Origin of the sequence: Lysinibacillus capsici, assembly GCF_020217405.1 — a bacterium.
Lineage (GTDB): Bacteria > Bacillota > Bacilli > Bacillales_A > Planococcaceae > Lysinibacillus > Lysinibacillus capsici.
Genome location: NZ_CP084108.1, coordinates 1,681,786 through 1,697,799, shown reverse-complemented (window position 1 = coordinate 1,697,799; position 16,014 = coordinate 1,681,786). Strand labels below are relative to the sequence as shown.

Annotated in this window: 14 protein-coding genes and 1 other RNA gene; 2 read left to right on the top strand and 13 right to left on the bottom strand. The window is 39.1% G+C overall.

The annotated features are described in order from the left end of the window. Window positions 1–29: 29 nt before the first annotated feature. From rnpB to LCP48_RS08020, 6 genes are all read right to left on the bottom strand, one after another. Window positions 30–410, bottom strand: an RNA gene (gene rnpB / locus LCP48_RS08045) — RNase P RNA component class B. Window positions 411–470: 60 nt separating this feature from the next. Next, on the bottom strand, window positions 471–767 hold the full coding sequence (gene gpsB, locus LCP48_RS08040; RefSeq protein WP_004269307.1) for a cell division regulator GpsB: 297 nt from the start codon (window positions 765–767) through the stop codon (window positions 471–473). A gap of 121 nt (window positions 768–888) precedes the next feature. Continuing rightward, a complete protein-coding gene (locus tag LCP48_RS08035; protein ID WP_004269306.1) occupies window positions 889–2,136 on the bottom strand; it encodes a ribonuclease H-like domain-containing protein in 1,248 nt (415 codons plus the stop codon). A 158-nt stretch (window positions 2,137–2,294) separates the two neighbouring features. Continuing rightward, window positions 2,295–4,562, bottom strand: coding sequence for a DEAD/DEAH box helicase (locus LCP48_RS08030; RefSeq protein WP_004225570.1), 2,268 nt, complete (start codon window positions 4,560–4,562; stop codon window positions 2,295–2,297). After that, window positions 4,537–4,920, bottom strand: coding sequence for a YppE family protein (locus tag LCP48_RS08025; protein ID WP_004225569.1), 384 nt, complete (start codon window positions 4,918–4,920; stop codon window positions 4,537–4,539). The genes LCP48_RS08030 and LCP48_RS08025 overlap by 26 nt, the downstream gene beginning before the upstream one ends. 207 nt (window positions 4,921–5,127) lie before the next feature. Further along, window positions 5,128–5,325: a hypothetical protein gene (locus LCP48_RS08020; protein WP_004225568.1), complete on the bottom strand. Its 198-nt coding sequence runs from the start codon at window positions 5,323–5,325 to the stop codon at window positions 5,128–5,130. A 381-nt stretch (window positions 5,326–5,706) separates the two neighbouring features. Here LCP48_RS08020 and recU point away from each other — a divergent pair, with 381 nt between their 5' ends. After that, complete coding sequence (gene recU, locus LCP48_RS08015; RefSeq protein WP_004225567.1) at window positions 5,707–6,351, top strand: Holliday junction resolvase RecU; 645 nt, start codon at window positions 5,707–5,709, stop codon at window positions 6,349–6,351. Between the two features lie 2 nt (window positions 6,352–6,353). After that, window positions 6,354–9,032 (top strand): penicillin-binding protein 1A, encoded by a 2,679-nt coding sequence (locus LCP48_RS08010; RefSeq protein ID WP_004225566.1) that lies wholly within the window; start codon window positions 6,354–6,356, stop codon window positions 9,030–9,032. A 159-nt stretch (window positions 9,033–9,191) separates the two neighbouring features. On the opposite strand, the gene LCP48_RS08005 is transcribed toward LCP48_RS08010, so the two are convergent. The 7 genes from LCP48_RS08005 to LCP48_RS07975 form a co-directional block, all read right to left on the bottom strand. Then, complete coding sequence (locus tag LCP48_RS08005) at window positions 9,192–9,506, bottom strand: YpoC family protein (RefSeq protein WP_004232838.1); 315 nt, start codon at window positions 9,504–9,506, stop codon at window positions 9,192–9,194. Further along, on the bottom strand, window positions 9,503–10,165 hold the full coding sequence (nth, locus tag LCP48_RS08000; protein WP_004232836.1) for an endonuclease III: 663 nt from the start codon (window positions 10,163–10,165) through the stop codon (window positions 9,503–9,505). Before nth ends, LCP48_RS08005 begins: the two co-directional genes overlap by 4 nt. 12 nt (window positions 10,166–10,177) lie before the next feature. Next, window positions 10,178–10,906 (bottom strand): DnaD domain-containing protein, encoded by a 729-nt coding sequence (locus tag LCP48_RS07995; protein ID WP_004232835.1) that lies wholly within the window; start codon window positions 10,904–10,906, stop codon window positions 10,178–10,180. Window positions 10,907–10,983: 77 nt separating this feature from the next. Next, window positions 10,984–12,279, bottom strand: a complete 1,296-nt coding sequence (gene asnS, locus LCP48_RS07990) for an asparagine--tRNA ligase (RefSeq protein WP_004232833.1) — start codon at window positions 12,277–12,279, stop codon at window positions 10,984–10,986. Between the two features lie 28 nt (window positions 12,280–12,307). After that, window positions 12,308–13,501, bottom strand: coding sequence for a pyridoxal phosphate-dependent aminotransferase (locus LCP48_RS07985; protein ID WP_004232831.1), 1,194 nt, complete (start codon window positions 13,499–13,501; stop codon window positions 12,308–12,310). Window positions 13,502–13,517: 16 nt separating this feature from the next. Beyond that, window positions 13,518–14,000, bottom strand: a complete 483-nt coding sequence (locus LCP48_RS07980) for a cell wall elongation regulator TseB-like domain-containing protein (protein ID WP_004232829.1) — start codon at window positions 13,998–14,000, stop codon at window positions 13,518–13,520. A 318-nt stretch (window positions 14,001–14,318) separates the two neighbouring features. Next, complete coding sequence (locus tag LCP48_RS07975) at window positions 14,319–15,743, bottom strand: tetratricopeptide repeat-containing diguanylate cyclase (protein WP_202341441.1); 1,425 nt, start codon at window positions 15,741–15,743, stop codon at window positions 14,319–14,321. Window positions 15,744–16,014 lie beyond the last annotated feature (271 nt).

Here is a 16,014-nt window from a genome sequence, read left to right as displayed (position 1 = left end):
TTGTTATTTCGTAGATAAGCATCAAAAAATTCCATAAGCCATGTTTTGTTCCTGAGTACTCAAACAGCTTGCGCCTCGTACGATCAGGTGGTAATCATCTATCTACAGAGCAAACTCTGTCCCTCTATCCGTTCAATTCCTTCTAGAGAGTGCCCCTACCATAATTTGGGTTTCTCACTCGTGGGGTTTACCTCGTTCCACCTTGCAAGTTTCCAAGCAAGCTTCGTCACTGTGGCACTTTCAGGAAGTGTCAACCATATCCAGAGGACTTAGGTTTTCCTTCCGCCGTCAGCCTTAATAGCTGCCTTACCTTATTTTTTCAGTAAGCACGAACACTACGGTCATCTCAGAACCGTGCGAGCATGGACTTTCCTCTACGACGTCTAGCGCCGCAGCGATTACCAGAATTTCGTGATGATACGAAAGATTATACTAGAGTTTTATGTTAAATACAATATAAATGACTAAATTTATTCGTACAGCTTGCTACCAAATACATGTTTTTCTAAATTAGAAAGACGTTTTAAAATATCAAAATTCGTTGTACCAGCTGCCGCTGAAGCAACCGGTTGTCTCTTAGGTGTGCTTTCAATTTCTTCTTTTAGCTGTCTATTTTCTTCACGTAGTTGGGCCACCACTTTTTCAAACGTTTCATAGTCTTGAATAATTTCATCAAGAAAAGAATCTACTTCTTCTACATTGTAGCCTTTAAAGTTCTTTTTAAATTCCTTTTCAAGGATCATTTTTGACGTTAATTTAATATCCATTCACATCGCCCTTCCTCACACTACATACACGAATACATTATAGCATACTTCATCACATTATATCGTCTGAAAATACTAATTGTAAGGCTAAACTTGTCGTTTCACGCGCTTACCCACGAATTTATTTCTTATTTCCTAATCTTCGCAGTCTCTTTTCCCAAGAAATTTCCCATTTTTGTTTTTGTTCTGCTCTCCATTGCCCATTATTTCGAATGAGACGTATGCCTTCTTGCGTATAATAAAGGGCCTGCTCATAATCCTTCATTTGGTGCTCATAAAGTATGGCTAGCTGCTCAAGGGCATGTAACTTTGTTCTTGCTTCAACAAAATGAAGGGAGGCCACGAATGAGTCAATAGCTTCACTATAGCGTTTATTCTTCTTGTGCTGTAAAGCTAAATAATATTGAGCATGGCCCGCTTCTAGCGCATCAAATTTGGATGTTACCTTTTCTAAAATCCTCACACTTTGTGTGCTTTCTCTTAAATCACCATACCATTTCCCAATGTTGGTGAAAGTTTTTGCCGATTCTTCATGGTCCTGCTCGAACAATAAAAACGTAGAATGACTATACAGTGTAATAAGTGATAGTAAATCCCACTCATTATGATGCAAAACCTTTATAAGTGCATCTGGAATGCCACTTTTTACTGCATCCAAATAAATAATAGGTGCGAGATGGCCTGGAATATCCCCTTTACGCGAAAAACCAAGCTTTTCTTCCTCTACAGATTTTAATTTTAAGCGCTCCATATCATTTTTCCATAAACGCTTCGAACTATGCAACAAATCGATCTGTCGCTGAGAGCGTAATTTTGGTAAGGTTTTTTGATGCAATGTCCATCGTGTTTCAAGCTGTGGCCAATCAAAGCTTTTCCCATTATAGGTAATCACAGTAGCTGACTTTTGCCAAAGCTTGGATTCAAATAAGAAGGCTGCTTCATGTGCAGGATCTGCCATAATATATTGTGTGAGGATAAAGGATTCTTCAGCTACTTCTAAAAATCCAAGCAAAAAAATATGGGTCCCAACACCCTTTAAACCTGTTGTTTCCGTGTCAAAAAATAAGACGGACTCTTCCATATCGAGCGCATAAGGATGATCAAATTCAGCATCTTGCCATTTTTTCAGGGCTTCAAAGAATGATTGCAGTTGATAATGTCCATGCCGATAGCTAAACGGATAGCTTACCTGTCGCTTAAATACGATGCCGAAATCATTTTCAACAACCGTTAATCCCGCCTGTTTCCATTGCTCTGTGTAGCTTGGCCTAGCAGGTTTCTGGAACGCTGGTTCTTCAACTTTTTTGGCGGACATCGGTTTTTTTCCCAGCATTTTTTTCATTTGTAATATTTTATTTTCGTAAGACATGAATTTCACTCATTTTCTGCTTATTGTATAAGACATCTCTCTTGCAAGAGTATCATGATTGTTAACCTCATTCAAAATATTCTTCGTTAAAAATCGATTTACCATGAATACAAACAAGAGGGTGAAAGAACAAATTGGCGTTCCTCACCCTCAGTTTACTATGCCATTAATTGTTGCAGTAATTTAGCTACCTTTCCTTTTGTTTGAAGCAATGATTCTTGTGCCCCAATACAGGAAGGACAGCCCGATTCACATGCACAATTTGTAACATGCTCATATGTTTTCATGATTAGCTCTTCCCATAGTTCATATACCTTTTCACTTAAGCCGATGCCACCAGGATACTTATCATAGACAAAAAATGTTGGCCGCTCATTATGTGTGGCCTTCACCTGCGGTACAACGGCTACATCACTACTATCACACTGAATAAACAAAGGAATGAAGGCATTCATCGCGTAAGCTACTCCAGTCATAGCATCTGTTAGCTCTTCCTCTGTCCATTTATCTGGTGCTGTAAACGATAGCCACGAAGCACTTGTATGCATTTCATCTGGCGGTAGATGTATAGGTCCTGAGCCAATATTGTCATGTGTGCCGAAGCGTATTTTCTTGAAAATCGTTGCTTGTGCTACTAAGCCAACATCGCCAAAGCAGATTGTACCACCTGCATATGAACGGTTACGATCTTCCTCTAAAACTTTCATTTCAACTGCTAGATTGGCATCTGTATAGTAATCTACATCTACTTCACGCACATAGGCTTTCTTTTCCTCCCAGTCAAGCTTCTCTACTTGGAACTGAATACCTTGGTGCAAGTAAATGGCTTCTTCATGCAAGAGTGTCATGGCACTATGTCGATCCATTTCACCAATAACCTTTGTCTGTGCAGGAATGGTAAGATCAATAATGACTACATTTTCTTGTGACGCTGAACGTAAGCTAATATCATGCGCCGGGAAACGATCACTCATCCAATGCCATTTATCACTCGTCTTAAAAACTACCCCTTCCTCTGCTAAATACGCCAACAATTCCTGTATGTCATATTCTCCATACGTATCGCCTGTTGAAAAAGGTAGCTCGAAGGCAGCACATTTCAAATGATCCATTAAAATCAGCATATTTTCTGGATAAATACGTGCTTCCTCTGGTGTACTGCCTAGTAAAAATAGTGGATGATTGACCACATACTGGTCCAACGCGGAAGATTGCGCAACATAAATAATCAATGCTTCATCCTGACGTCTCCCTGCACGTCCTGCTTGCTGCCAAGCACTCGCAATATTTCCTGGGTAACCTGTCATAATACATGCTTGTAATTGACCGATATCGACACCTAATTCTAATGCATTGGTGCTAACTACTGTTTGGATGGTCCCATCACGCAAGCCTTTTTCGATGACACGTCGCTCAGATGGCAGATACCCGCCTCGATAGCCACGTACAGATTCATCGAGCAGCTTATTACGTGTAAGTTCCTTTAAATAGGTTACAATCATTTCTACTCGTACCCGGCTTTTGGCAAAAATAATGGATTGAATGCCAGCCGTGTACAACCTTTTAGCTAAATCACTTACTTCTAATACAGCACTTCTACGTACGCCAAATGTTTTATGAATAATCGGCGGATTGTAAAAAAGAAAGGTTTTCTTACCAACTGGAGCACCCGAATCAGCAATGAGCATGTGTGATTCATTCGTAAGCAGCTCAGCAAGCTCTTGGGGATTTTTAATGGTAGCCGATGTACAAATAAATACAGGTTTACTCCCATAAAACTCACAAATTCTTTTTAATCTCCGAATAACATGTGCCACATGGGAACCAAACACACCTTTGTATGTATGCAATTCATCAATCACAATATATTGTAGATTTTCAAAAAGTGAAACCCATTTTGTATGATGTGGCAAAATCCCCGAATGAAGCATATCAGGATTCGTCATCACGATATGCCCTGCCTTACGAACCTTTTGCCTAATGCCAGGAGCTGTATCTCCATCATAGGTATAGCTTAGAATCTCCTCACCGCTTTGCTCAATGAGTTCATTCAAATCATTTTTCTGGTCCTGTGCCAGTGCCTTTGTTGGAAATAAATAAATGGCACGTGCATTTTTATCTTCCATTATTTTTTGTAGCACTGGCAGATGATAGCAATAGGATTTACCTGAAGCAGTTGGCGTAACTGCTGTAAAAGACGTACCACGCTGTGCCAAATCAAATGCCTCTCGCTGATGTGTATAGAGCTGCTCAATACCTCTTGCCTGTAGGGCTTTCATTAAAGAAGGATGTAAATTCCTAGGAAATGGTGCATAGTTAGCTGGACGCCCCTCTAATGTTTGCCAATGTAAGATTCGCTCTTTAAGTTCTTCATCATATCTCCACTCATGTAAAAGCTCACTAATCGTTCGTTTCTTCGATAGCATCCTTTTCTCCCTCCTTAACTAATCGTTCAAATATTTTCAATGTATAGGAAGTAGAATGAATGGCATCTAAAAAACGTTTTTTACTTGTTTCTTTATAAAAAGATTGCACAACAAATTGCTCCATCGATTCAACGGCTGAAGCAATTTGTTGCGTATGCATGTATTTCGGTCGATTTTTTTGAATCCATTTATTGGCTTCTTGCTGCCATTCCTTCAAAAGTTGATGGATTACATCTGCATGTGGCTTTACCTCTTGAAAAAAATCAGGTGTTCGATCTTCCTCACGCATTTGCCAAAAACGTGAAACGCACTGATCACATTCATCTATTAATTTGGATGTTTGCTGGATAACTAACAATTTTGCACCTCATCTCTCAACAATTACACATAGCAAATATATTTCGTAGTGACGGCATATACATGGAAAGTATGTCTTGTCCAGCACGCCAGCTATGGAAATATCACTGTTTATGACACCTATTTACCACACCTTTGTGGATAATAATGTATCAATCTTCATGCTATTGCGTTAGTTCAATTGCTTATGAGATAAGTGTACCAAAGTCTATGATTTTTCACTACTAATAGGCGAACAAGCATTCTTTACTTGCCAGTTCTTTTCTGCTAAGCTTACTTTCTGGCTAACCGCTTTAAGTTGCATAAAAAAATGCAAACTATGAGCATTGTTTTCCAGTGACACTCTCGTGAAAAGTAATTGATTGACCAGATCTAACTGCGCAACTAATTGTTCTAACTTGTTCAAAATAACGCCTCCTTTGCTTTAACTTTAGTATTCCTCGTATGTATAGAATTACCTTCAGGCGTGACAAAATAAGCGTAAGTTAGCTGAAAGAAGAAGATTTTCGATAAATTTTTAATAGTGAACCTCTGACAAAAAAAATCGTCAGGAATGAAAGGTCACTGTGTGAGTATATTTTCATCCCAATGACCTACTTAAATTTATCAGTTATTTTGACGATTCTAGTAAGAATAAAGCTGGCGATTTTTCGACGCAAATTATTCCTACTTACCATTTGTTTTCTACTATTCTAGTAACAATTTCATGAATGATGGAGGTAGAGAACAGCTATGAAAACATGGTAAACTAGTGGATAGAAAAGCAGTAAGGTAAAGGGTGAGTTTAATGACAATTCGTTATCCAAACGGGAAATTGTATACCCCAAATGCTTCTGTACAGAAAACAGAAAAAAAGAGCAAAAACAAAGATTTATCTTTTAGTAATCGAGGGAAGACGCTAGAAGATGAAATTAATGAAGCAAACGACTATTATATAAAAAGGCGACTTGCTATCATTCATAAGAAACCTGTTCCTGTGCAAATCGTCAAAGTAGAGTACCCTTCACGAAGTGCTGCTGTCATTCGTGAAGCTTATTTTCGAACACCCTCTACAACCGACTACAATGGTGTTTGGAAAGGGCATTATATCGATTTTGATGCAAAGGAAACTGCTTCCAAAACAAGTTTCCCCTTAAAAAATATTCATGAGCATCAAATGACACATATGCAGCAAGTGACGGAACAAAATGGTGTGGCTTTTATTATCGTTCGTTTTTCGGCTTTTGAACGATATTTTATTGTGCCATATAAAGTTTTACAAAAGGCCTGGCAAGCAATGGAAAATGGCAATCGTAAATCGATACCCTTTTCGATCATCGAAGAAGAGGCATATGAAATTCCTACGAGCTATTATCCGCGTATCGATTATTTACCCATTATCCAACAATTGATTGATGCAAAATGCTACGGGTCTGAAAGTGAGGAGAAATAAGAATGACTGAACGTCGTCGAACACGTGGAGAGCATCAAAAAGCTCTCGCTGAAAAAAATAAAAATAAAAATAAAAAAACGAAACCAGCCTCATCCGCTAAGTCATGGTTTAAACGCATTTTTTTAACAGTCTTAGCAATCGGTGTAGCAGGTTTAATTGGAGGAGCTGCATTATTTGCCTTCTATGCAAGCACGGCTCCAGAGCTCGATGAAGAATTACTGAAAGATCCTGTTTCTTCAGAGTTCTACGATAAAAACGGTGAATTATTTGCAACAATCGGTGCTGAAAACCGTAAATATATAAAATATGAAGATATACCTGAAGATATGATCAATGCGATTCTGGCTACAGAAGATGTACGCTTTTTTGAGCATCATGGTATGGATTTTTATCGTCTAGGCGGTGCAATCCTTGCAAACTTCCGTGATGGCTTTGGTGCGCAAGGTGCATCAACTTTAACACAACAAGTAGTCAAAAACTCATTTTTACAAAACGAGAAGAAATTAAAGCGTAAAGCACAGGAAGCATGGCTTGCCTTCCAATTAGAGCGTAAGTATACAAAAGAAGAAATTTTTGAAATGTACTTCAACAAAATGCTTATGTCAGGTCGTATCTATGGCTTCGGCACAGCCGCACAATACTTCTATGGTAAAGAATTAAAAGATTTAACATTAGATGAAGAAGCATTATTAGCAGGGCTAGTGCAACGACCAAATGCGTATAATCCATTAAAAAACCCTGAGCTTGCAAAAAAACGACGTAATACCGTTTTAGGATTAATGTATCAACACGGAAAAATTTCTAAAGCCGAAATGGAAGAAGCAAAAAAAGCAGAAGTTCAATCAGGTTTAGCGGATGATGCAACACGTCAATCATTTGCAGGTTCCAAATATGATGCCTTCTTGGATATTGTTATTAATGAATTAGAAAATAATGGTGACGGTTCGGCAATGGCAGAAGGAATCAAAGTCTATACGACACTTGATCCAAATGCTCAACAAGTTGTAGAAAATGTCATGAATGATGATAGTAATTTCCCAACTGAAGAAATTCAGTCAGGTGTGGCGGTCGTTGATACAAAAACTGGTGCCATTCAAGCCGTTGGTGGCGGTCGTAAATATGGTGCAGAACGTGGCTGGAATTATGCCGAGGACTTAACAAATAATCAACCAGGTTCCACAATGAAACCGTTAGTCGACTATGGGCCAGCAATTGAATATTTAAAATGGTCTACAGGTCAAACACTTGTCGACGAACCAATGAACTATACAAACACAAAGCAAACAATCACAAACTGGGATGGCAGATATATGGGTGCTATGACTGCACGTAAAGCATTATATGCTTCACGAAACGTTCCAGCTGTTAAAGCATTACAGGAGGTTGGCACAGAAAAAGCCAAGGAATTTGTTGGACGTTTAGGGATAGAAACAGAAAACCTCTATGAGTCCGATGCAATTGGTGGTGGTGCTATTACTATCTCTCCTATTCAAATGGCAGCTTCCTATGCTGCTTTCGGTAATAACGGGGTCTATACAGATCCGCATTCGATTACAAAAATTGTTTATCGTGATGGTAAAACGTCTAAAAACTATACACCTGAGTCTAAAGTGGCTATGAATGATTATACGGCTTACATGGTAACAGACATGCTACGTGATGTAGTCGGCAATAAGCCTGATGCCTCAGGAACTGCAGCCAATGTGCCTGGCTTAGATATCGCAGGTAAAACAGGTACAACTAACTATTCAGCAGAAGACTTTAACAAATATAATTTACCGAATACAAGTGTGCCAGATTCATGGTTTGCTGGTTACACAACTAACTATTCCATCGCTATATGGAGTGGCTATGAAAAACACTTTGATCCAATTACAACCTGGGAAGAACGTCGATTACCACAAAACCTATTTAAGACAATTATGCAAGAGATTTCAGCAAATGTTGAGACAGCTAGCTTCAAAAAGCCAAGTACTGTTGTAGAAGCAACGGTGGAAGTAGGCTCTAATCCTTTAAGATTGGCAAGTGACTATACACCTAGCGAACTACGTCAAACAGAGTTATTCGTTCGCGGAACTGAACCAACAGAGGTTTCTGAGGTCTATGAGGCCCCAGAGCTATCTACACCTTATAATGTTTCAGCAAGCTTAGATTTAGGAGCACAGTCGATCAATATTTCTTGGGAACATGATGCCATCCTAAATCCAGAAACCGATGAACCATTACCAACTTCATTTGAAGTTTCTGCCACACGTGAAGGTGGAGAAACGGTTATCCTTGGCACAGCAGACACGAAAGGCTTAACTGTTGCTAACACGCTTGAAGATGGTAACTATACAATCTCTGTCGTAGCCATTGTAGACGGCACACGCAGTGAGCCTGGGACAACAACCTTCCAGATTACAAGTACCCCTGAGGAAGATTTGGAAACGGAAGATCCAGATAAACCAGACATCGATTTACCGATTGATCCTGGTCAAGAGGACAATGATCAAGGTAATAACAATAATGGCAATGGCGACAACGGCAATAACAACAATAATAATGGTAATAACGGAAATGGCAATGGGCATGGAAATAACGGCAATGGTGGAAACAATGGCAATAATGATGGAAATCAGCAGCCAACACCTCCTACCGAGCCTACCAACCCAAATGAAGAAGACCAAAGCTCAGAATAAAGAAAAAAACCGAGAAGCAGTGAATGAACTGCTTCTCGGTTTTTTTATTGATGAAGGCTCTGAGGCTATCCGTCAGTTTTGACGATCTATCCACCACTCTACACGATCTATCCGCCACTTTTCGCGTCCTATCCTTTATCTTATACTTATCCATCCACTTTAGCTTTTACTAGCTTGAATTCGCAGTCGTGCTGTGCGCTTTTTCGTTTCTTTAAATAGCTCATCTAGTTGACGATAGCATGCATATTGACCTGGCTTAGCTTTAATAAAGGCTAGTCGCTCAACACCATTAATCGGTAGCACTTCATCGCCTGCAGCTTGCACAAGTTGTTCAAATAGCTCGATGGCATCTTCCATTAGCCCTTTTGCCAGTCCATTTCTTGCATCATGTGCTTTATGGATAGCGGCTTGTAGAGAAGTCCATTGGGCAAACCATGCATCTACTTTTTCTTTTGCAATGGCTTCACTATTCACGCTTCCTTCACCAGGCCTTTCTTTAAACGCTTTTGCCCTTCACGACAATCGTTGAGTAAAGGGCAAGTACGGCATCCAGGATTTTGGGCCTTACAATGATAACGTCCAAAGAAAATTAATTGGTGATGCGTTTTTGACCATTTCTCCATTGGCGTTTTCTTCATAATCGTTTCTTCCACTTCAAGCACCGAATCTTTCCATCGACAGAGCCCTAGGCGTTTGGATACCCGCTCCACATGGGTATCCACTGCAAGTGCTGGAATATCGAAGGCTACTGAAAGCACAACATTGGCCGTTTTTCGTCCTACACCTGGTAATGTCACCAAGGCTTCACGTGTTGCAGGGATTTCACCACCATACTCATCTAGTAAACGTTGACATAGAGCCTGAATGTTCTTCGCCTTATTGCGATAAAGACCAATAGAACGAATATCCTGTTGCAATTCCTCTAAAGAAACAGCTAAATAATCTTCTGGTGTTTTATATTTTTGAAATAAGGTTTTCGTTACTTTATTGACTAGTACATCTGTACATTGTGCAGATAATAATGTGGCAATCGTTAGCTCAAAAGCATTGTCATGGACGAGCTCACAATGTGCATCGGGAAACATTCGATCCATTTCTTCTAGACAATGCCCCCACTGTTTTTTCGTTAACAAACTGGATGCCCCCTATTCTCTTTCTTCCAACCAATTATAAAAAGGAACTCTTCCCGTTGATTGCGTTTCTTGTTGAACTGTTCGAGCTGGTGCTCTGTTAAATGTCTGTTTCTCACGGAACTGTTCACTTTGCTTTTGTGCGGCTTGTGGTGTCGTAATATTTTTCTTTTTCCATTCTAATAAAATACGATCAATATAACGAATACTCAGTTTCCCAGCAAAGACAGCCTCCTTTAGCGCCTCTTTGATGAGTGCGGGACTATGCTTGTCCTCATCAAGCCAGCATCCAATTTTTTCAAGTTCTAAAGGAGATAAAAGACGCCCCATTTCCTCTTCAAAAAGACGGAATATCTCCCCTTCTTCTTGTTGAAGTGTCACTGCCGTTTGTTGCTGCTCTTTCATATCGATCATTTGTAAAATGCGCTCCCATAGCGGGTATACGGAATACTTTTCATATAGTTTGCCGCCCGCGTCGACATCTCGTGTAATTTCAAGAAAACCCTTTTGCATTAATCGCTGTAAACGGGATGTGATGTCATTATCAGACATTGTGAGACGATTCTTTAGATCGTTAGGTGTTGGGAAGTCATTCTCCTCCATCTGAAAGGCCAATAAGTGCATGACAATCAGTGCCTCTTCATCCTCCATATTTAACTCCTTATAAAACTGAAAAAAAAGCTGAGGAATGGGAATCATTCTCTGCTCAGTCCATGTACGGAGTCGATGATTATTTACATTCATTATTCTCCAGACTCCTTCTTTAAGTAAGTAGAAAAGCCGCGTAGATAGTTCACTACGCGACTTTTGAATTGATTAGCTTATGGATATAAGCGGTTTAGTAAACGTGGGAATGGAATTGTTTCACGGATATGCTCTGTGCCTGAAATCCATGCTACAGTTCTCTCTAACCCTAGACCAAAACCTGAATGTGGGACAGAGCCATGCTTGCGAAGCTCTAAATACCAAGCATAGGCATCTAAAGATAGGTTATGCTCTTCCAGACGTGATTTTAATAAATCGTAGTCATGGATTCGCTCAGAACCACCAATAATTTCTCCATAACCCTCTGGTGCAATTAAATCAGCACATAATACAACATCATCACGATCTGGGTGTGGTTGCATATAGAACGGTTTAATGCCTACTGGGTAACAAGTAATAAATACTGGTTTGTCAAATGAATTCGCAATCGCTGTTTCATGTGGCGCACCAAAATCATCGCCCCACTCAATATCGTCGAAGCCTTGTTCATGTAAAAGCTTAATCGCATCATCATAAGAAATTCGAGGGAATGGCGCTTTAATGTTTTCAAGTGTTGATGTATCACGGCCAAGTCGCTCAAGATCTAATTTGCAGTTTGCAAGTACAGATTGTACGATGTGCGCTACATATTGCTCTTGTACTTCTAAATTTTCTTCAAATTCTACGAACGCCATTTCAGGCTCAATCATCCAAAACTCGATTAAATGGCGACGAGTCTTAGATTTTTCAGCACGGAAAGTTGGACCGAATGAGAATACTTTTCCTAAAGCCATCGCAGCAGCTTCCATGTAAAGCTGACCAGATTGAGATAGATAAGCATCTTCATCAAAATATTTTGTATGGAACAGCTCTGAAGTACCTTCAGGCGCAGAACCTGTTAAAATTGGTGGGTCCATTTTTGTAAAACCGTTGTTGTTGAAAAATTCGTATGTAGCGCGAATAATTTCATTACGAATTTTCATAATGGCATGTTGTTTACGGGAGCGCAGCCATAAATGACGGTTATCCATTAAGAATTCTGGACCATGTTCTTTTGGTGTGATTGGGAAATCTGTTGCTGCATGTAGTACCTCGATACCAGTAATAGCAAGCTCACAGCCAAAGCTTGAACGTTCGTCAGCTTTCACCTCACCAATCACATACATAGAAGTTTCTTGTGTCATCCCTTTTGCCGTAGCAAAAATTTCTTCGCCTACTTCTTCTTTCACTACAACGCCCTGTACAAAGCCAGAGCCATCACGAAGCTGTAGGAACGCGATTTTTCCGCTTGAACGTTTATTGGCTAACCAAGCGCCAATTTTGACTGTTTCACCGATATGCTGTGGCATATCTTTAATCATAATTTTTTTCATAGAAATCCTCCAAAGTTGACTAGAAGGATTAGTCTTGCCATTTTGATTTTACGAATGTATCAATACGACGGACTGCCTCTTCTAATAAGTCTAAAGATGTAGCATAAGATAATCGCATAGTAGTTGGTGTACCGAAACCAGAGCCTGGAATCACTGCTACGTTTGCTTCTGTTAAAATATCCGCAGCAAATGCATCTACTGAATCATAGCCAGTGTGAGCCATCGCTTCTGCTACGTCTGGTAATAGGTAGAATGCACCCTGTGGCTTTAATACATGGAAGCCAGGAATAGCACTTAACTGTGGGTAAATTTTTTCAAGACGAGATTCAAATGCCTGACGCATTTCCTCTACCGCATCCTGAGAGCCATTATACGCCTCCACAGTTGCATATTGTGCTGTTGTTGTCGCATTAGATGTTGAGTGTGACGCAAGGTCAGTCATTGCTTTAATAATGTCTGCGTCACCTGCAGCATATCCAATACGCCAGCCTGTCATAGAGTGAGATTTTGCCACACCATTCACAACGATTGTACGTGCTTTCACTGCATCAGAAAGTTGTGCAATTGAAAAATGCTCAATACCATTGTATACAAGCTTCTCATAAATTTCATCTGACACGATTAAAATATCTTTTTCTTCTGCAACAGCAGCAAGTTCTGCAAGCTCTTCACGAGAATAAATCATCCCTGATGGGTTACTAGGAGAATTAATAATCACTGCTTTTGTCTTGTCTGTCACAGCTGCTCTCAGTTGATCCGCTGTAATTTTATAGCTTTGTTCACGTGTACCTTCAACATAAACTGGTACGCCGCCAGCTAATTTCACTTGTTCTGGATAAGACACCCAATAAGGAATAGGAATAATAACCTCGTCGCCTTCATTTAAAATCACTTGGAATAGCGTGTATAAAATATGCTTTGCCCCTACACCAACAATGATTTCATTTGGCTGATAAGTAAGGTTATTGTCGCGTTGAAGCTTATCAATAATGGCTTTTTTCAGAACTGGAAGTCCGCCAGCAGGTGTATATTTTGTATACCCTTTTTCCATTGAATCAATGGCAGCATTTAAAATATTTTGAGGTGTATTAAAGTCTGGTTCACCAGCTCCAAGACCAATCACATCAATACCTTGCTCTTTCAATGCTTTTGCTTTTGCAGTAATCGCTAATGTTGAAGATGGTGTTAAAGTTTTTACACGTGTTGCTAATAAATTTTTCATTCGGGATCTACTCCTCTTATAAATTCGTAATGCGCTTCCACCAGTCGCCATCCTTAAACAGAATATAGACATAGTTGAGCTGGTCGTGGTCGTTCAGATACGTAATTTCCCAAACTGCGCCAGGCTCCTCATAGCCTAATTTCATGTGGAGGACTTTTTGTACATTTCCTTCATTTTTAAAAACCGATAATGCTTGCTTTTCCGTAATACCATCTGCTAATAACACTTCCTGAATGGAATCCTCGTCTAGATTCGTCGGAACAAAGACAGCTTTTTTATCACCGTATTCGTCTACCCCGAACACAGTAACATACGAATGTTTGCCATTATATGTGTAGGACTCCGATACAATTGCGAGGGCTTTGGCATCGAGTGCCAACTGTTCAGCCTGCTCTTCAATTGAACGGAACGGAGCCTCGGCTTTCCAGAGTACTAAAATACTAATGACAAGTGACAACGAAACAATAAAGACAGAAATGAAAATTAACCAGTTTTTCATCTATTCACCTTATGTTTCACATCGAGCTGTTTTGGCATAACACATAGCTGATGCATGTGTGTGTCTATAACTGTGTAACCATTCATTTTGCTTTCCATTTTGTCAACCTGCTTTCTTTCCTCATACCACAACATTATACAACAATTTTGTGCTGTCGTGTTTCTTAATTTCATATATTGTACGTTGCTAGAACAACGTTTTCAAATGATGACTATAGTAAATTTCATTCCACCTCATAGAAGCCTCGTTTTGGGCATAAAAAACATGGTCCAATCACAAGAAAAATTCCTATTTAACTATGTAAATAGGAACCTGTCATTATGATAATTCGTATAGCACACAGCTAGCACGGCCATTCGCTTTTGCTTGGTATAAACAGCTATCTGCTTGCTCAAATAGCTCCTTGTATTGATAGTTTTTCTGATTATTCACACAAGCACCCATACTAACCCTTAAAGGATAACTTTGCTGTTCTTGTTCGAGCTTTAATGAGAGCAAATAGGCATGTGTGTTATGGACCAATGTTTGGATATAGTCCTTTTGCGAATGCCTGAAACAAAGGATAAATTCATCTCCGCCATAGCGAATAATTTTCACATCTTGATCCAGTAAAAAATCCTTCAAGCTGTTAGCTAAAAGCTGTAAAATCATATCTCCAAATAAATGACCATGCGTGTCGTTAAATAGTTTAAAATAATCGATATCCAAAACCGTAATACATACATAGGATTGCGTTGTTTCGGCTGCATTGAGCCATTCCTGTAGCTCATAGTCTAAAAAATGTCGATTTAAAACACCAGTTAATGGATCATAATGTGCTTTTTTCTCAAGCTTTTCCTTTTGACGCTTAAATTCCAAGTTCATTACTTGTTGTAATAAATTTGCAACACTCATTTTTTCTGTGAGATCAATATATTCACGCTGTACATCAAAAATTTCATCTCGCCAATCCAATTGATACAATACATTTAACAGTAAGCGCATCACTTTTTTTGTTATCGGCTTATCTCCATAAGATTGGGCAAGACCTATGGCTTGTTTATAATAGAATACGGCTTCCTCAAGCTTTTGCTGTTTTTCAAATAAAAAACCGTAGCCAAACAATGCCGCTACTTTTTCTCGTTTATGATGATGAATAATTGCAGAGGATAACGTACTGTCCAGCAATGCCTTCCCCTTTTTAAAATCCCCTTCTAAAATATACACATCTGCTAAATTATTATTAATACGAATATCATGTAATTTTGCTAGCTCAGGCATTGTTCTAGCAAGAAATTTATTATATTCTCTAGCTAATAGCCCTGCTTGAAGTGCTTCCTTTGTACAACCCTTCTCTACCTCTAAATAGCACAGATTATTATGACAGCGAACAAGCATGACAGGATCTTGTAGCTCCTGTGCATAGGCGATAGATTTCTTCGTCATTTCCACCGTTTTTTCACGGATGCCCACTAAATCATAGATTAATGACATCACTAAATGATAATGCATTAAATCTTTTGTCGTACCATAATTTTGACAAATGGCCTCATAATCATGAATAAGATTGACCATGCTTAATGTGTCACCTAAAGAATGATGAACTAATATTTTTTGATAGTACAAATCCATGACATATGCATAGTTATTGCTCTCTAATGCGACTAAAAGACCTTGATCAGCAAGCTTTAGTGCTTTCGTTAAATACCCCTTTGTGCGCATCTCCATTATCGTTTTATTTAATTCTTCTAATGTTAATTCCACCGTTTCATCACTTCTCCATGCCCCATATCATCCAGTTTACTTTGTGCTTTCTCAATTATAAGACATATTTATCCACTTCGTCCCCTTTTTCGTAAGATACCAACTATTACCTACAACGCAAAAATCTCTTGTGATGATTGTTTTAAAATCTTACATCTGTTTGCTTGAAAGTGAATATCATATCCCATCATAATATGTAGTTAAATTTTTTATGTCTTTACACATTTTTCTCCATCTTTGTCCTCGTTACCTGTTGTTTTTACCCATATGA

Excerpts from the sequence above, each read along its gene's own strand:
- gpsB (WP_004269307.1), bottom strand. The coding sequence starts at position 767 with ATGGATATTAAATTAACGTCAAAAATGATCCTTGAAAAGGAATTTAAA.
- LCP48_RS08035 (WP_004269306.1), bottom strand. The coding sequence starts at position 2,136 with ATGTCTTACGAAAATAAAATATTACAAATGAAAAAAATGCTGGGAAAA.
- LCP48_RS08030 (WP_004225570.1), bottom strand. The coding sequence starts at position 4,562 with ATGCTATCGAAGAAACGAACGATTAGTGAGCTTTTACATGAGTGGAGA.
- recU (WP_004225567.1), top strand. The coding sequence starts at position 5,707 with ATGACAATTCGTTATCCAAACGGGAAATTGTATACCCCAAATGCTTCT.
- LCP48_RS08010 (WP_004225566.1), top strand. The coding sequence starts at position 6,354 with ATGACTGAACGTCGTCGAACACGTGGAGAGCATCAAAAAGCTCTCGCT.
- LCP48_RS07995 (WP_004232835.1), bottom strand. The coding sequence starts at position 10,906 with ATGAATGTAAATAATCATCGACTCCGTACATGGACTGAGCAGAGAATG.
- asnS (WP_004232833.1), bottom strand. The coding sequence starts at position 12,279 with ATGAAAAAAATTATGATTAAAGATATGCCACAGCATATCGGTGAAACA.
- LCP48_RS07985 (WP_004232831.1), bottom strand. The coding sequence starts at position 13,501 with ATGAAAAATTTATTAGCAACACGTGTAAAAACTTTAACACCATCTTCA.
- LCP48_RS07980 (WP_004232829.1), bottom strand. The coding sequence starts at position 14,000 with ATGAAAAACTGGTTAATTTTCATTTCTGTCTTTATTGTTTCGTTGTCA.